Raw genomic sequence first — 16,106 nt, 5'->3', positions numbered from 1 at the left:
GGCGCCCCCTTCACAGGAGAGGCGCCGCCGTCTGGCGTTCCGGGGTCTTTGGTTACTTCACCTTGACGGCGTCAGTGGCGGCCGCGGCGACCTTGGTGCCGGTACCGGCGTAGACGACCTTCCAGGTGCCGGTCTTCGTCGCGGTGAACTTCTTGCTGAAGACGCCCTTGCTGTTTGTCGTCGTGGTGGCCTTCAGGGAGTAGGACGTCGCGCCCTTCTTCTTGAAGTAGATCTTCACCTTGGCGCCGGCCAGCACCTTGCCGTCGATCTTCAGGGTGCCCTTCGCGGTGATCTTCTTGCCCTTCTTCACCGGCTCGGGCGAAGCGTCCAGGGTGACCTTCGACGGCCGCTTGATCGTCAGCGTCTTGGTGACGATGTTGGTGAGGTCGACGTTCTCGTCCTTGTCGATCGCACCGCCGTAGATCAGGGCGGAGTACTTGCCCGGCGCGTACTTGCCGCAGACCTGGAAGGCGCCCTTGTAGGTGCTGGTGGTGCCGACCCGCTTCAGCTCGGCATCGGCCACCGACTTGTCGGTGTTCGCGGCGACCACGAGGTCGACGCCGACGCCGCTGTAGATGTATCCCTCGGTCGGGATCGGCGCGCTCAGCGTCGCGGTCGCGGTGACGTTGGTGCAACCGGCCTTCGCGGACAGCACAAACGCGTTCTTGCTGATCGAGGCGGACTTGACGGTGACCTTCAGCGTGCCGGCCTGCGCGGGCGAAGCGCCAACGAGAAGGCCGGCGGCGGGAACGGTGGCGAGCAGCGCGGCAAGGGCACGGACGCGTACAGAAGTCATGACTGTCCCAAGATCAGAAGAAGGGGGCCGTCGGAGTATAGGACGGTACGGTAACGACGCAACCTAGCCGATCGGGTAGATCACAGTCATCGGCTGCGGGGTCCGTCGACGTGGAGAGGCCGCCACCTGGTTTCCCTGGTGGCGGCCTCTCGGTCATTCGCTTTCTTGCTGGCCTGCTTGCTGGCTTACTTGTTGCTTAGGCGCCACAGGCGGGCTTTGTTGTCGTCGCCGGCGGTGATCAGGCGTTTGCCGTCCAGGGTGATTCGCAGTGCCCAGACTGGGCCCTTGTGCCCGATCAGCGGCTTGCCTTCGAGGCCGCCGGTCTCGGTGTCCCACAACCGGACGGTACCGTCGTCGCTGCCGGTGGCCAGCAGGTCTCCGCTCGGGCTGAACCGCAGGGCGCGTACCGGCCCGGTGTGACCGGTGAGCGGCTCGGTAGCCGGCCGGCGGGTCTCCGTGTCCCACAGCTGCACGGTGTTGTCGCCGCCGGAGGAGGTGGCCAGGAGATCTCCGCCGGGGCTGAACGTGAGGGCGAGAACCGGCCCGGAACTGCTGGTGAGCGGCTTGCCCGCGGGTTCACCGGTGGTGGCATCCCAGAGGCGGATGACGTCGCTGGCGTCGGAGGTGGCCAGCAGACTTCCGTCCGGGCTGAAGCTGATCGCGTAGATCGGGGCGGTACGCGCGGTCAGCGCCGTACCGATCGGCCGGCCGGTGCTGGTCTCCCAGAGCCGGACGGTGCTGTCTTTGCCGCTCTTGTCGCTGCCGGCCGCGGTGCTTTGGTCGCTGTCTGCCGCGACGCTCTTGTCACCGCCGTCTGCCGCGAGGCTCTTGTCGCCGCCGGCTGTCACGAGGCTTTTGCCGTCCGGGCTGAACACGACCGAACGAACCGTGCCGGTGTGACCCATGAGCGTGCGTACCGAACGCCCGGTGAGCGGATTCCACAGCCGAACCGTGCCGTCATCCCCGGCGGTGGCAACAAGCTTCCCGGTGGGGCCGAAGGCCACCGACCGCACCGCCCCTTCGTGCCCGACCAGCGGCGCCCCGAACTGCTCCCCGGTGGCGGAATCCCACAACGCCACGGCACGCTCACCGGCAACGGCGAGGAGTTTGCCGTTCGGGCTGTACCCAACGGAGTGGACCGCCCCGGCGCGAGCGGCGAACGGCGTACCGACTCGGCGCCCGTTCGCGGTGCTCCACTGCCTCACCGTCCCCCGGCTGACCGTGGCGAACACCTTCCCGTCCGCTCGCACAGCGATGATCCCGCCAGCACCAGGCATGACGCTGCGAAAGCGAGCGGCAGCGGCGCTGGTGGCCGCGGCGTTTTCAGCAGCGGGCGCATTGTGCGAATCGGCGTGTGCGGCGGTGGCAGCAACAGTGGGTGCGAGCAGCCCGATCATGGCCGCGGCAACGACCCTGCCGGCACGTCGCCGGAGGCCGCCAAACGAGGAGTCACTGAAAGCGCCTGCGCGATAGCTCTCGGTAGTCACCCCCGCACCGTAACGATCACGCCACCCGGATGTTCGCCCTCTGCCAGACCGTTCATCCAGCCGAGTACAGCGTTGTGGCGTTCAAAGACGCATCCGCCTCACCGGAACCACCGCACCGGTACGGCAGCGGCCATCGCGGCCATGCCTGCGGCGTTCGGGTGCAGGTGGTCGCCGCTGTCGTACGCCGGGTTGAGCCGCTGCGAATCCGCCGGATCGCCCATGACACGGTCGAAGTCGATGACCCCGTCATAATCCCCGGAGCTGCGGATCCACCGGTTCAACGCTGACCGCTTGCGCTCGTTCTCCGGGGTGTAGAAGCCGAGCGTGTCGCCCTTGAACGGCAGAACCGTTCCGCCGAAAACCCGCAGGCCGGCCTGGTGCGCCCGGCTGATCAGCTGTCGATGCCCGAAAATCAGGTCGTCGGCCGAGACCACCTCGGACAGCGGCGCGACCGTGCCGGGGTGTCCGAGATCGTTCACGCCGAGCAGCACGATCAGGTACTCCCGGCCGGGCTGGGCGAGCACGTCCCGGTCGAACCGGCGCAACCCGCTCACCCCGAAGTAGTTGGCGAACGCTTCGGCACCACTCCCCGCCGGCGGGTTCGGGTCGTGCAGCAGCCGGTTGCCGGAGACGCCGACGTTGGCCACACCGCGGTCGATCCCGGCGGCCCGCAGCCGAGCGGCGAACAGGTCCGGCCAGCGCTGATTGAGGTTCGCCTCGGTGTTGGCACCGTTGGTGATCGAGTCCCCGAGCGTCACCACGGCCGACCCCTTCGCCCGCACCGCGACGCCCGAGAGGAAGAGATCCTGCGCCACGGTGGCGACCGCGGTGACGGTACGGGCGGCGGCCACATCACCGTTCGCGATCACGTTCTCCTGGAAAGCGAAGGCGGCGAGCGTGGTCACCGGCGTGCGATCCGGCAGATAAAGGCTGATCACCAGGTCCCCGCCGGGCGCGAGCCGCAACCGCACCGGGTCACTGACCAGCGGCGAGCCGGCCGGAATGGTGACATCCGCACGCCCGCCGAAGGTGACCCGCCGATCAGTGCCGGCCACCGCATCGGTGCTCGCCCCGGAACCGGCCCTCAGCGCGACGCGCACAGAGCCGACGTGCAGCGGAGTCTCCCCGAACTCGTTGGTGAGCCGAATCCGCAACTCGTCACCACCGACGCTGCCGTGCACAACGTGCCGCACCGTCTGGTTACTGAGGACGGCGGGCTCACCAGGAGGAACGGTGGTGGGCACAGCCGCCCAGGTGGCAACCCACCCACGGGAGCCAGAGGCATGAGCCGAACCGGGAAGAGCAACCCCGGCCGCAGCGGCAGCGCCGCCCACAGCAAGTAGCTGACGTCGGGAAGCCATAAGAAATCTCCTTGTCAGCCACGGCCGAAAGTTCCGGACTCACCTCGGTAACTCTCCTGCAACGTATAGCTGCACATCTATACGGTCAAGGACCTGATGATCGGTGCGATCCCCGGGATTGCCCGGAACTTTCAGCCATCATCACCAGGCGTCCAGGTCATCGATCCGGTCCACGAGGGCGAACCCACCGAGAACCTCCAACGCGTCGGAAGCCGCGTACCCCTGCCCTTTGCCTTTCAAGAAGATTTCGACGGCACACGGCTCGACCCAGGATTCCAAGATGTCGGCCCCCTGCCAGCGAGCCTTGTGCGAGCCGGCGGTGACCGTGGCAGACAGCCTTCCACCCAACTGCTCCGCGCGCTGCGCTCGGACGGTGAGCCACCGGCCCTGCTCGTCACCGACAACAAGCGAACCCTCGGCAAATGTCTCCGACTCGTCCCGGCTCAGATCAACCGAGCACTGCTCGACCTGGGAGCCAGCGGGCAGAACCGCCAGCCGGAAGGGGACAGCACAGCGCAGGGAACTGTCGAAAAGCACCCCGTTCGCCGCAGCGGTGAGCGCATCGCTGTCAGTGGCATACAGATCGAGGCGTGCCCAGATTCCATCGACAGGCTGCCAGCGCAGAATCCACAGGTCCGGGCTGCCCGCGATGCCGGGATCCATCGTCGCGGTACCGGGGCGCCCACTGACAACCACGTGGCTCGGCTGCCCCGGCTGCCCTGACGACGTCAACGTCTGCTGAAGCGCGTCGAGGGTGGCCGCATCACGCCCCAGCGCGAAACGACCGTGGCCCGAGGTGCCTCGGAACTCCACTATTTCGGTGCCTCTGCCCGCGCTCCAACTGACGTATTGAGATCCGGCGATGAGCTTGTCCGCTGTGAAGTGCAGAAATCCGGGATCCGTTCCCACCACGTCAGGGTCTTGCCGAGCACCCGGCTCATTCGGTGCCGACGGCAGGGCGACGGATGCCGCATGTACATCGCTCACCCCTCCGACGGGCGAGACCACGTACGCACCCGTGACAGCCAGGCAAACCCCCAACACGCCCGCGGCAGCCAATCCACGTCGGCGCCGACGAACCCCGGCGCCGCGGCGACGTGCCTGTTCGACCAGAGCAGCCGGATCGACCTCGCCGCCGGCGCGCTCCTTCAGCGTCTCGGAAAGCTGCGCCTCCAAATCAGGACTCATTGAAAAGTTCCCATCGTTTCGGCAACCCGGATGCCATGGTTCTGACGCAGCGCGGCAAGCCCTCGCTTGGCATGCGTACGAACCGTTCCGGTCGCGCAGTCGAGGATCTCCGCGATCGCGTTGTCGTCCAGATCCTCGTAGTAACGCAGGACGATGACAGTGCGTTGACGCTTGGGCAGCGCACAGACCAGTCGCCACAGCTCATCCCGGAGGTCCATCTCAGCAGCCGCGTCACGGACCTGAGGACGATCCACGACATTTGCTACCGACATGTCACGGTTATCGCGATGCCGCCACCAGGAGTGATGGGCGTTGATCAGCATCCGGCGAACGTAGGTGTCCGGCTGCTCCATGCGCGAGATCCGTCGCCACCGGGCATAGGCCCGCGCGAGCACATCCTGGACCAGGTCCTCGGCCCGATGCTCATCGCCGCTCAGCAGGCGCGCCAACCGCATCAGCGCCGGCCCGCGAGCAAACGTGTAGTCCTCGAATGTCACACCCGATTGAACGCTGCGATTGCCCCCCAGCGTAGACACGGCCGGCGAAGTTTCTGTTCGCGTGTGGCGGCGGGCCCCGCCCGGGACGGCACCCGCCGCTGCTCACGGCTCGGCGCAGAGCGTCACCACTCGAATCCCCACTCGAAGCCCTGCGTCGGTGCGCCGCTGTCGGCACTCGCCGCGGCCGGGATCAGCACCCCGGTCACGGCGAAGGCCAGGGCCAGCACGCCCGCAACAATCACTCGTTTCATCTCGCCTCCCTTCCCTGCTCGGTCCGCACCGGTCGGGCCTACCTCCGACCAGCCGTGGCGACCGTACCGACGCAGAGAGTGGTAAATCGGGACGCAAGATCTCGCGTAACCCCGCAGGACGTCCAAAAACGACGCCGGAACCGCTGGTCAACCCCGCTCCGGCCGGTTACCGCGAGATCTGGAACCGGGCGTGAAACGGGACCTTGACAGCATTGGCCGCCGCGTCCATCGAAACGGAGAGGGGAGCCGCGGTCAGCGGGTCAGGTTCAGCACTGTCAGGGTCTTGGCCTTGCTGTTGCTGATGTAGCCGCGGGAACCGTCGGGCAGGACGGCGATCGACGTCGGAGCGTCACCGGTCGGCAGGGTCGCGGTGACCTGCATGGTGTCGGCCCGGATCACCGACACGTTGTCGCTGCCGCTGTTGACCACGTAGGCGTAACGGCCGTCCGCTGACCAGCGAAGGGCCAGTGGCTGGGTGCCGACACTGATGGTCCGGCGCACCGTGTCGTCGGTCGTGTCGATCACGCAGACCGTGCCGTCGTCCCAGTTGACGTTCATCAGCAGCGGGCGGTGCGGGTTCTGCTCGACGGCGTGCGGCGAGTGGCCGACGTCGATGTTGGTGAGCACCCGGCGGGTCGCGGTGTCGACGACGCTGATGTTGTTCGACTCGTGGTCGGCGACGTAGGCCCGGGTGCCGTCGACGGAGAACGACACGTAGTGCGGCTCGGGCGGAACGGTGATCTCGGCGACCTGGACCAGCCGCCTGGCGTCGATAACGGTGACCGTGTGACCGTCGTGGTTGGGCACGTACAGCCAGTTGCCGTCGGGCGTGACCGCTGCCAGGTAGGGCCGCGTCCGTACGGGAAAGGTCTTCTTGATGGTGTTGTCGTCGGTGTCGACGACGCTGACCGCATGCACCTCGCCGTCGCGCTCGTCCCACAGGCTCACATAGGCGTATCGGCCGTCGGGAGAGAAGGACACGAAACGGGCGGGCCCGGGCGTGGGGATCTCACTTGTCACCGTGCCGGTGGCCACGTCAAGTACGGAGACAGTCTGCTCGCCGGAGGCGATGTAGAGCCGCCGCCCGTCCGGTGCGACGGCGACGTAGTCGGGCGCGCGCCCAAGCGCGATCGACCGGCCGATCGAGGGCACCGCGACCGCAGGAGCGCGCGCGACAGCCACAGCGGCGACGGCACTGGCGGTGGGGACGCTGGCGGTGGGGGCGGCTGTGGATGGCACCAGCGAGGGCGCGATGGCGTTCGTCGGCTGGCCGTTGTCGCGTCCGGCCAGGTGGACGGCCGCGCCGGCGAGCAACAGTACGGCGGCGACGATCGCCAGGATGGCCGCGATCCGCCGGCGCCGGGGAAGCACGATCGGCGCATCGACCGCAGTGGGCTCGGCCACCGGTTCCGATGGAGCCACAACCAGCGGCGGCGGCATGGCCGAGGCGGGCCGCAGGCCGGCGACGACCGCCGCGCCCAGCGCGACCGCGTACTTCGGGTGCGCGTCGGTGACCGTCGGCCGGCCGGTCTCGGCCGCGACCATCCGCTCGATCAGCGGGATCCGGGACGACCCACCGACCAGCAGCACCCCTGACAGCTGCCCGACATCCAGCCGGGCGGTGTGCACCGCCCTGATCAGGGTGCCGATGGTGGACTCGACCGGAGCCCGGATCAGTCCCTCGAACTCGGCCCGGGTGAGGTGGGCGACGAACTGGCGATGCGGCAGCAGCACCGGAATGCTCGTCTCGATGTCGGCCGACAGCGCCTCCTTGGCGTGCACACACTCCTGGCGCAGGCGGGCCATGGCCGCGGCGGCCCCAGGCTGCGACAGGTCGAGGTCGCTGAGCGCGCCGCCGTTCCGGTAGTCGATCCACTGCAGGATCGCCTCGTCGAAATCGATGCCGCCGAGTCGCTCCATCCCGTCCGGATCACCCACGACCTCGACCGCGCCGCCGCGCTTGCGCAGCACAGTGGCATCGAAGGTGCCGCCGCCGAGGTCGTAGACGGCCAGAGTGTCGCCCTCGCCGAGCAGCCGGGAGGCGCCGTAGAACGCGGCTGCCGCCTCCGGTTCGGTCAGCGCCACATGATCGTGCAGGCCGGCCAGCCGGGGAACCTCCTCGAACAGTTCCCGGCGGTACGGACCCCAGGTCGCCGGATAGGTCAGCGCGACCCGCTCCGGCATCTCGCCTTCGACCCGGGACACGGTGTCGAGCACGTCACGCAGTTGGGCCGCCATCAGGGCGGTGACCGCGTGCGGCACGCCACCGAGCACGACCGGGGTCGGATCGCCGAGGCGCCGTTTGAACGCGCGCTCCACCCGGTCCGGCTGGCTCAGCGCCCGGCGCTCGGCGGCGTCACCGAACGCCAGCCGCGACTCCTCGGTGAAATAGACGACCGCCGGGCTGACCATGGTCTGGCTGCCCAAGGTGCACATCTCGGGGCGGCCGTCGCGCGCGATGGCGGCGGCCACGAACGTGGTGCCCAGATCGACGCCGAGGTTGTAGCCCACCCGTCCATTTTCAACGCCTTTGCGAGCATTTTCAAGAAAGACAACCCGTACGCATGGGGTGAATGCTCCGCACGGGCGAAAACCGCACAATAGGACCATGACGCCGGACGAGTACTGGAACCGGCGTCTGGATCTGGAACGGCGGCTGCACGACGGCCCGGCCCTGCGGATCGCAGCCCTGACCCTACGGCTGGGCCTGCTCGGGGAGAAGGCCGCGGATCTGCAGCCCGACATCGAGGGCTTGCAGCACGAACTGCACCTCACCATGCAGGAACTGCGCGTGATCGCCGACCAGATCTATCCACCGTTACTGCGCAAGCAGGGGCTCGGCCCGGCTCTACGGGAGCTCACGGCCGACCTGCCCATGCCGGTTCGGGTCGATGCCGGCGGCGGCCGGTTCGAGGCCGCGGTCGAGGGCGTCACTTACTACACCGTGTGTGAGGTCCTCGAGGGTGGAGGCAACCCCACTCGAACGGTGGACATCACCGTCCGCCGGGATGACCAGGGGCTGGTACTGCACCTGGCCGGTGTCGATACTGACCAGGTCGTAGCCGTGCGTGACCGCATCCAGTGGCTGGGCGGGGCGGTCGAGATTGTCGGAGGTACCGCGTTGCCCACGATCAGGGTCCGGATTCCGTGCGGGTAGCGCTGGCCGAGGACGGGGCGTTGTTCCGCGACGGCCTGGTGATGCTCCTGGAGGCGGCCGGGCATGAGGTCGTCGGATGCGTCGCCGACGGTGACTCGATGGTGCGCCTGCTGGCGAGCGAGCCGGCTGACGTCGCGATCCTCGACATCCGCATGCCGCCCGAACCTGACGGCGGCCTGCCCACCGCCGAAACGTTGCGGGCCGCCCACCCGAAGCTCGGCCTGCTGTTTCTCTCGCACTACGCCGAGACGCACTATCTGATGCGGGTGCTGCGGATCGGCACCGAGGCGATCGGGTACCGGCTCAAGGAGAAGGTCGGCAGCGTCGAGGTCCTCAGTGACACGCTGACCAGGATCCGCGACGGCGAGATCGTGATCGAGCCGGTGCTGGCCCAGCGTCTGGTCGAACGGCCCAGCAGCCAGCGCCGCGACGTGGTGGCCGGATTGTCGGCACGCGAACGACAGGTGTTGCGGCTGATGGCCGAGGGACGGTCCAACAACGGCATCGCCGCGCAGCTGGTGGTGATGCCCAAAGCCGTCGAGAAACACATCGCGAACATCTTCGCCAAGTTGGGACTGCCGGCCGACGCGGCCGAACACCACCGCCGGGTGCTGGCCGTGCTGACCTATCTGAGGTCACAACCGGATGTCGCCTAGGGCGATCCTGCTGGCCGGCGCCGCGTTCCTGCCACTGGCCTTTGCCGGGCGTGCCCTCGCGCTGCCATTCGTGGTCTGCGCGGTGCTCGCCGCGCTGCTGCCCTGGCTGCGCCACGGCACCGACGGCTTGCTGGAACGGTTCACCGGACGGCGCGAGGTCACCCCGTACGCCGCGCTGGCCGACGCGACCCGGCACCTGCGGTCGGTGTCCATACAGGAAGCACTGCCCGAGCTCGAACGCGTCCTGGCCGACGGCACCGGCGCACGCCGCGCCGCGATCTGGCTGGCCGCCGGCGCCCGGCTGCAGACCGGCGCCGAGACCGTGGACAACCTCGCCGTCCTGCTCGCCCGGCCCGACATCGGGCACGTCGTGCCGGTGCTCGACGGCACCGAACTGCGGGCCGTGCTGACCATCGAGAAGCCGAATCTGCCGGTCACCTCCGGCGATCGGGAGCTGATGCGCGACATCGCCAGCGGGGCGGCGCTGCTGCTGCGCACGGTGGCGCTCAACGCCGAACTCGCCGGACGGGTCCGCCGAGCCGGGCATCTCGCGCAGGAACTGGCCGCTTCCCGGCAGCGGCTGGTGCAGGCGCGCGAGGTGGAACGGCGCCGGCTGCTGACCGAACTGTCCCGGGCCACCTCCGGGCGCCTGGCCGCGCTGCGCGAACACGTGGCAGCGGCCCGGGCCGACCCGCGAGGACCTCAGTTGGCGCGGGCCCGCGCCGAGGTCGACGACCTGCTCGACCGGTTCCGGGTGTTCGCCCGCGGCGTCTACCCGGCGGTACTGCGCGGTCAGGGGCCGGAAGCGGCTGTCGAGGAGCTGGCCGCCGACCTGCGCCGCGGCGTGCACCTCACCAGCGGCCTCGGAGCCCGCGCCGGCTGGGAGATCGAATCGGCGATCTACCAGATCGTGGCAGCCGCGCTGGACGTCCTGGCGGCTGAACCCGGTGCCACCATCCAGGTCAGCCTGACCATGATGGACAACCGGATCCGAGCAGTAATCGAGGATCCGGTACCGCCGGTCACCGCGGACGAGGTCAGGGCCATGCTCGCCCCCGACGCCGAACGGCTGGCCGCGCTCGGCGGTGGCCTGGAATGCGGCGAGCTCAAGCCCGGCACGGACGAGGACGAGGACGAGGACGGGCGGCCGGGGCTGCGCCTGCTCGCCTGGTTGCCAGACCGACTCGACGCCGAGCCTTCCCTGTGACACCCCTATTCCGCCTGCTCAGCGTGATCCCGGTTGCGCTGCTGGGCGGCGGACTGTTCCTTCTGCTGCACACGATGGTCGCGGCGCCACTCGCGGCAGCGCCGGTGGCGCTGCTTCTTAACCCCGCTTTGGTACGGGCTGAGCGTTACGCCGAGCGCATCCTGCACGGGCGCCGGCCCACTCCGTACACCGTGCTGGCCGGTCTGGGCGCCCTGTCCGGCACCGACCTGTCCCAGGTCCCCGAGATGGTCGGGCGTTCACTGGGCGCGCGGCTCTGCCAGTTGACCGTGCACCGCCCCGGGCTCCCCGACCGCACTTATTCCTGGCCCAGCCCCGGATCGGCCGACGCGGTGATCACCTTGCCGATCGTACGGGGCGACGAGCGGCTCGGGTCGATCACCGTGGACCGGGCCAGCGCGGCCGAAGGCCTGGACAGCCACCGGCGCCGGCTCGTTCAGGACATCGCCGACGGGCTGGGCGCCGTGCTCGCCGCGAACCGGCTGGGCATCGAACTGGAAAGGCAGCTGCGGGCGGTACGGGCCCACGCCGCCGACATCGCCAGATCCCGGCGACGGCTGGTCGCCGAGATGGACGCCGAACGCCGCCGCATCGAACGCGACCTGCACGACGGGGCGCAGCATCACCTGGTCTCGCTGCGGCTCGCCCTCGGCCTGGCCGAGCACCAGGCCGGCGCCGGGCGTCTGGCCGAGGCCACCACCGCGCTCGACCGGGTCTCCGGGCGCATCGACGACGCCGAGACCATCCTGGCCCGTACGGTCACCGGCATGACCTCCCCGCTGCTGGCCCAGCAGGGCCTGGCCGCCGCGCTGCGCGCGGAACTGGGGCCGGATGTGCCAGTGGTTGTCATGGGAATGGACGACGGCTGCAGACTCGCCGCCGACCTGGAGTCAGCGGTCTGGTTCTGCTGCCTGGAGGCGGTCAACAATGCCCGCAAGCACGCACCCGGCGCGCCGGTCCGGATCAGCCTGACCTCCGCTGCGGACCGGCTGAGCTTCGGGATCCATGACGACGGTCCGGGCTTCGACACCACCGCGGACATCGGTTCACCCGGCCGTGGCATGCGCAACGTGATGGCCCGGGTGACCGCGGTCGGCGGGCTGGTCGCGGTCCGGTCCGCACCGGGCGAGGGCACCCGCGTCGACGGCTGGGTCGCGCTGGGTGACGTGCCAGCCGATGACGTGTCGCTGGCCGGCGCCGTTCGAGCGGCGATCCAGCAGGCCGCGACCGTCTACGGCGACGCCGAGGCGGTCGAACGCATCCGCCGGATCCGGGCCGGTCTCGATCAGCAGGGAACACGGCGGGACACCGTGCTGGCGGCGTGGTCGGCGCTGCAGGCACTAGACGAGCTGGTACGCGACGATCCGCCCGCCACCGGAACACAGCACCTGCGGCACCGGCTGGACCGCATCCGGGCCGACAGCCGGGAGGTCGCCGAGGTGACAGCGATCGACGAGTTGCGCTCGGAGCCCGGCGACCTGAGTCCGGACGACGTCGAGGCGGCCGCGCGGCTGCTGGGCGACGGTGCAGCGGACAACTGCCACCGGCTCGGGCTCGAACCGGACGCCGGCCCGGCGCAGATCACGCAGGCCGTGCAACGCGCGCTGGCTCAGTGGCGGGCGCGGGCCTCGCACCCGGGCACCGCCCACAGTGTCCGGAGGGTTGCCGCGACCGTGGTCCGCTCGTGTGAGCACATGCTGCTCACCGTGTCGCCGCCAGGCGAGAAGCCCGCAGCAGCAGATCACGGATCGACTCCAGATCCGCGTCGATTTCGGTGAGGGCCTGGCCCGTCGCCTGCGCCTGGGCCGCCCGCTGGGACGTGCCGGCGGCTGCCGCGAGCCGCCCGGTGTGCTCGGTGACCGCCGCGTCCACCGCGGCGTGGACCTGCTGCTCGATAGCGCGTAGACCGTCTCGGGCCTGCTTGGCCAGTGCCAGCCGGAACGCGTCGGCGGTCGAGCGCAACCGGGTGAGCGCTTCCGCCCGTTCCCGGTCGGCCTGCCGCCAGCGGTCACCGGCAAGCGCGGCGCCGCCCAGGGCGATCGCCCCGGTGATCGCGGCCACGGCCAGCAGCCATCCCGGCACGTGATCCCTGAGGAGCACGGAGGACATGGCGATTCCGCTGTAGGCGGGCATCAGAATGCTGGTCAGCCGTGATGCCAGCGGCTGCCGGCCGGCCGGGGTGGGCCAGGGCGCGGCGACCACGGCCGGCGCCCCGAAAACCTGGGGCACCGGCACGATCGCGGCGCTCAGGCCGAGCGCGGCGCTCATCCGGCCGGTGATCGTCGTGGCGGCCGTCCGCAGGGCCCGATCGCCGTCGGTCACCTCGACGGCGAGCCTGTACTGCAGCCACCGATCGAACTCGCCGCGCGGCACACGGGACTCGATCAGCGCGGTGCCCTCGTCGATCAGGCACCGCACGCGGCGCTGAATCCCGTACCCAAGATCTGAATCGGCAGTGCCCACCGCTTCGCTGAGCATGCGAGACCAGCGTGCGCTGTGTTCGCGAAACCGGCGAAGCCGGGTTTCGGCGTGCCGGGCCTCGGCTGCGAGCCGGGCGCCGCGGCCCGGATCGCACATCCCGGCACGCCGGTTACGAAGATCGATCTGCAGTGACTGCAGGGACCGGATGACCTGGTCGGCGGTGAACGGGCCGGCCGACAACCGGGCGAGCAGGTCAGGCCGCGCATTCGCCTGCGCGCCCAGCCGGACCAGCCGGTTCAGTTCCCGCAGCTCATCGTGGTCGACGGTGACGGTCATCGGGGCCCCTCGGCTCAGGCTTGGAACGCGGACGAGTCGACGTGGTGCTCGGAGTGGTAGTAGTAGAACTCCTGGGTCTGGTAGTGCTCCCCGTAGTTCGAGTCCTGCGGCTGGAAGTCGTCGGTCAGGTAGCCGCCCGGCTGCACGTCCGGCTGCACGTCCTGCTGAGGGAAGTCGCCGTGCTGCGGGAAATCGTCCTGCTGCGGGGCGCCGTTCTGCGGGGCGCTGTTCTCGCACTGGCCCCCGAAGCCGGAGGAGCCGCTGCTCTGGTGGCCGTAGGCGAAGGTCTGGCTGTCGTCGTATGAGTAGCTGCTCTGCCACATGGTCTCTGTCCTGTCTGTTCGGTTTCCCGTTGTCTTGCTGACAGGACTAATACTGCTGGTCAGAGCGTTCCCGCAGAATCGTGCAGACCCCCGGATCGCCACCCGGGGTTTCCGGGGGTTAGCCCCCGGTCCCGCCTATGGTGAGAACTCAGCTTCGACCGCGGCGCGACGACTACAAGACCGGCATTCAGCTGACTGTCAGATGAGTTGGAGTACCTCGGCGCCAGACCGTGCGCAGGTTCAGCGTGTCATCGATGCGGGTGGTGGGGTCGCCGTCGACGAGAAGCATGTCGGCGCGCAGGCCGACGGCGATGCGGCCACGGTCGTCGAGCCCGAAGAGCCGTGCGGGTGTGGAGGTCGCCGCGCGTAGCGCCTCGACCGGAGTGAGGCCAGCCCGGACGAGGTACTGGAGTTCGTGGTGCAGGCTCGCGCCGTGTGCCACTCCGGCCATGAATGGCAGCGGGAACGGTGCGGCGTCGGTTCCGGCCAGGATCTCGACCCCGGCGTCGTGGAGCGCTTTGACCGAGTCGAGGACGTACTCCAGTTCACCCTGGGGGTATCGGTCGTAGCTGCCGCGCAGCAGGCCGGTCCAGTCGTCGTCCAGACGGCCACTGACTCGGGGGTCGTCGGCCAGGATGGACGCGGTGATGCCCATCATCGAGGCGTTCAACACGACGCAGGGGACGACGAAGACACCGGCGGCGGCGATGCGTTCGACGAGGTCGCCGGTGTGGGGCCGGTCCATGAACAAGTGGGCCAGACCGTGGATACCGGCGTCGATCGCCATACGGGTCGCGTCGGCGGTCAGCGTGTGGGCGATGGTCAGCATGCCGAGCCGGCGAGCTTCGGCGACGCCGGCGTCGAGGGTTGCCTGGTCGAGCATCGGGAGCCCGGGGTGGCCCTCTACCGAGCCGTCGTCGACCATGAACTTGATGTAGTCGGAGCCGGCCTCGACCAGCTGCGGAACGAAGCGTGCGGCTTCCTCCGGAGTGGAGGCGAACGGCATCAGCGGCATCGGCCCGTCGTGTCCGTCATTGTGATCGTCCTCGCCCGGCCCGGGACCGAACTCGAAGTCGTCGGGGATCAGCTCGCTGGGGTGTCCACCGGGTGGGGTGACACCGAACCCGGCGGAGCGGACGTCCGCGAGGGTGTCGTCGTCGGTGATGTGTGACCGGCTGAACCGCGTGTTCATGCCCTGCATCTCGAGCTCGGTGGTGACGCCGAAGCGCAGCGCGAGGGCGAGGGTGCCGTCCGAGCTGTGGGTGTGTGCGTCGATCAGGCCGGGCAGCAGCGTGGCCCCGGCTGCGTCGATGACCTCAGCCGCCAACGGGGGTTCACCGCCCACGGCGGCGATCCGGGTGCCGTCGATGACGACTGTCGTCGCCTCGATCACCTGCTCGCCGTCGAAGATCCGGGCGTTCGTGATGGCGGTGACCATGGCAGACCTCGTTCCTTGAGCGGACGCTACTTGCGTGCCCAGATGAACACTAATGCTCAAACTCAATTACATGCAACAAAGCATGTATGTGCCTGACGGCACATTCAAGTAGGCTAGATCAGTGACCATCGAGAACGCTTCCGAACAGCAAGAACGAGACCTGATGGCCGATGTGGGCGGCGCCTTCGCCCGGATGCGGCGGCGCACCATGCAGGCGCCGGTCGACCAACCCAGCGGCCGCAAGGACCTCACCCGCAACCTGGTGCTCAACCTGGTGGAGGAGGCGCAGAGCGCCGGGCGGGAAATGACCGTGGGCAATCTCGCCGACGCGCTCCTGGTCGACCCCTCGGTGGCCAGCCGCATGGCCACCGACTGCATCACCCACGGCTACCTCGTTCGCGCAGCGTCCCAACAGGACGGCCGGCGCACCGTCATTCAACTGACTGACGAGGGAAGCGCACTTCTCGGCCACTTCAGAAACCAACACAGGCAGGCTTTCGAGTACGTCACCCGCGACTGGCCGAGAGCCGAGCGACTGGAGTTCGCCAGGCTGCTCATCAAGTACGCCGAGGACTCCGCACGCCTCCCCGCACCAGCCGAGAGCACCGACTGAGAACACACGCTGACCCGTGCAGCTGGTTTCCAGGGCTGCGGTGACCGGGTGAGATCTCGCGCGACGGCATCCCGTCCGCCCACACCGTCAGATCCGGAACACGCCCGCCGCCGACGCCGATGCCGCAGTCGGTGACCACCCGCTCCGGGCCATAGCCGTTGGTGAGGAACCAGGCGACATCCGGGAGACCAGAGGACGTAGCGCATGTCTGCCGCATGGTGGGCGGGAACTGACATCGAGCGAATGGCGGACGTACGCGGGCGATTACCCGTACCCGGAGAATTTGCACTTGATCTTTCTTTTGAATGCCCAGGATGGTCAGGGTTCTTTCCCACGGCTCGGACGGGCACACTCGCA

The 16,106-nt window shown here is 69.0% G+C and carries 15 protein-coding genes; 5 read left to right on the top strand and 10 right to left on the bottom strand.

All coding sequences use genetic code 11. The features are described 5' to 3' along the window. Positions 1–52: 52 nt before the first annotated feature. The 7 genes from B0I29_RS38405 to B0I29_RS38380 form a co-directional block, all read right to left on the bottom strand. Positions 53–796 (bottom strand): hypothetical protein, encoded by a 744-nt coding sequence (locus B0I29_RS38405; protein ID WP_111654091.1) that lies wholly within the window; start codon positions 794–796, stop codon positions 53–55. A gap of 185 nt (positions 797–981) precedes the next feature. Further along, entirely contained in the window at positions 982–2,046 is a 1,065-nt protein-coding gene (locus B0I29_RS38400; protein ID WP_245973118.1) for a WD40 repeat domain-containing protein, read from the bottom strand. Positions 2,047–2,381: 335 nt separating this feature from the next. Next, positions 2,382–3,476 carry an SGNH/GDSL hydrolase family protein gene (locus B0I29_RS38395; protein ID WP_245973117.1) on the bottom strand — a complete coding sequence of 365 codons (1,095 nt, stop codon included), beginning with the start codon at positions 3,474–3,476 and terminating at the stop codon, positions 2,382–2,384. A 309-nt stretch (positions 3,477–3,785) separates the two neighbouring features. Next, entirely contained in the window at positions 3,786–4,832 is a 1,047-nt protein-coding gene (locus B0I29_RS38390) for a hypothetical protein (protein WP_111654088.1), read from the bottom strand. After that, positions 4,829–5,329, bottom strand: coding sequence for a SigE family RNA polymerase sigma factor (locus B0I29_RS38385; RefSeq protein ID WP_111654212.1), 501 nt, complete (start codon positions 5,327–5,329; stop codon positions 4,829–4,831). The genes B0I29_RS38390 and B0I29_RS38385 overlap by 4 nt, the downstream gene beginning before the upstream one ends. 122 nt (positions 5,330–5,451) lie before the next feature. Continuing rightward, a complete protein-coding gene (locus B0I29_RS47635; protein ID WP_260329692.1) occupies positions 5,452–5,580 on the bottom strand; it encodes a hypothetical protein in 129 nt (42 codons plus the stop codon). A 252-nt stretch (positions 5,581–5,832) separates the two neighbouring features. Next, positions 5,833–8,091 (bottom strand): Hsp70 family protein, encoded by a 2,259-nt coding sequence (locus tag B0I29_RS38380; protein WP_181558196.1) that lies wholly within the window; start codon positions 8,089–8,091, stop codon positions 5,833–5,835. 97 nt (positions 8,092–8,188) lie between these two features. Here B0I29_RS38380 and B0I29_RS38375 point away from each other — a divergent pair, with 97 nt between their 5' ends. The 4 genes from B0I29_RS38375 to B0I29_RS38360 are packed head-to-tail and all read left to right on the top strand — an operon-like array spanning position 8,189 to position 12,396. Continuing rightward, positions 8,189–8,737 carry a sensor histidine kinase gene (locus B0I29_RS38375; protein WP_181558195.1) on the top strand — a complete coding sequence of 183 codons (549 nt, stop codon included), beginning with the start codon at positions 8,189–8,191 and terminating at the stop codon, positions 8,735–8,737. After that, positions 8,728–9,393: a response regulator transcription factor gene (locus B0I29_RS38370; RefSeq protein WP_111654085.1), complete on the top strand. Its 666-nt coding sequence runs from the start codon at positions 8,728–8,730 to the stop codon at positions 9,391–9,393. The genes B0I29_RS38375 and B0I29_RS38370 overlap by 10 nt, the downstream gene beginning before the upstream one ends. Beyond that, entirely contained in the window at positions 9,383–10,600 is a 1,218-nt protein-coding gene (locus B0I29_RS38365) for a sensor histidine kinase (protein WP_111654084.1), read from the top strand. Before B0I29_RS38370 ends, B0I29_RS38365 begins: the two co-directional genes overlap by 11 nt. Then, positions 10,597–12,396, top strand: coding sequence for a sensor histidine kinase (locus tag B0I29_RS38360; RefSeq protein ID WP_181558194.1), 1,800 nt, complete (start codon positions 10,597–10,599; stop codon positions 12,394–12,396). The genes B0I29_RS38365 and B0I29_RS38360 overlap by 4 nt, the downstream gene beginning before the upstream one ends. Here B0I29_RS38360 and B0I29_RS38355 read toward each other — a convergent pair. The 3 genes from B0I29_RS38355 to B0I29_RS38345 all read right to left on the bottom strand — a co-directional run bounded on the left by B0I29_RS38355 (position 12,320) and on the right by B0I29_RS38345 (position 15,136). Further along, positions 12,320–13,375, bottom strand: coding sequence for a hypothetical protein (locus B0I29_RS38355; RefSeq protein ID WP_111654082.1), 1,056 nt, complete (start codon positions 13,373–13,375; stop codon positions 12,320–12,322). The two genes, B0I29_RS38360 and B0I29_RS38355, sit on opposite strands and share 77 nt — an antisense overlap. A gap of 14 nt (positions 13,376–13,389) precedes the next feature. Continuing rightward, positions 13,390–13,698 (bottom strand): hypothetical protein, encoded by a 309-nt coding sequence (locus B0I29_RS38350; protein ID WP_111654081.1) that lies wholly within the window; start codon positions 13,696–13,698, stop codon positions 13,390–13,392. A gap of 187 nt (positions 13,699–13,885) precedes the next feature. Further along, positions 13,886–15,136: an amidohydrolase family protein gene (locus B0I29_RS38345; RefSeq protein ID WP_111654080.1), complete on the bottom strand. Its 1,251-nt coding sequence runs from the start codon at positions 15,134–15,136 to the stop codon at positions 13,886–13,888. Between the two features lie 121 nt (positions 15,137–15,257). Between B0I29_RS38345 and B0I29_RS38340 the strand changes: the two genes are divergently transcribed. Beyond that, a complete protein-coding gene (locus B0I29_RS38340) occupies positions 15,258–15,749 on the top strand; it encodes a MarR family winged helix-turn-helix transcriptional regulator (RefSeq protein ID WP_245973116.1) in 492 nt (163 codons plus the stop codon). Positions 15,750–16,106: the final 357 nt, after the last annotated feature.

Origin of the sequence: Actinoplanes lutulentus, from assembly GCF_003259845.1 — a bacterium.
GTDB classification, from domain to species: domain Bacteria; phylum Actinomycetota; class Actinomycetes; order Mycobacteriales; family Micromonosporaceae; genus Actinoplanes; species Actinoplanes lutulentus.
This window is presented reverse-complemented; position numbering and strand designations above follow the sequence as displayed.

Coding starts and splice junctions, on each gene's coding strand:
- B0I29_RS47635 (WP_260329692.1), bottom strand. CDS start 5,580: ATGAAACGAGTGATTGTTGCGGGCGTGCTGGCCCTGGCCTTCGCCGTG.
- B0I29_RS38345 (WP_111654080.1), bottom strand. CDS start 15,136: ATGGTCACCGCCATCACGAACGCCCGGATCTTCGACGGCGAGCAGGTG.
- B0I29_RS38390 (WP_111654088.1), bottom strand. CDS start 4,832: ATGAGTCCTGATTTGGAGGCGCAGCTTTCCGAGACGCTGAAGGAGCGC.
- B0I29_RS38405 (WP_111654091.1), bottom strand. CDS start 796: ATGACTTCTGTACGCGTCCGTGCCCTTGCCGCGCTGCTCGCCACCGTT.
- B0I29_RS38375 (WP_181558195.1), top strand. CDS start 8,189: ATGACGCCGGACGAGTACTGGAACCGGCGTCTGGATCTGGAACGGCGG.
- B0I29_RS38350 (WP_111654081.1), bottom strand. CDS start 13,698: ATGTGGCAGAGCAGCTACTCATACGACGACAGCCAGACCTTCGCCTAC.
- B0I29_RS38355 (WP_111654082.1), bottom strand. CDS start 13,375: ATGACCGTCACCGTCGACCACGATGAGCTGCGGGAACTGAACCGGCTG.
- B0I29_RS38365 (WP_111654084.1), top strand. CDS start 9,383: ATGTCGCCTAGGGCGATCCTGCTGGCCGGCGCCGCGTTCCTGCCACTG.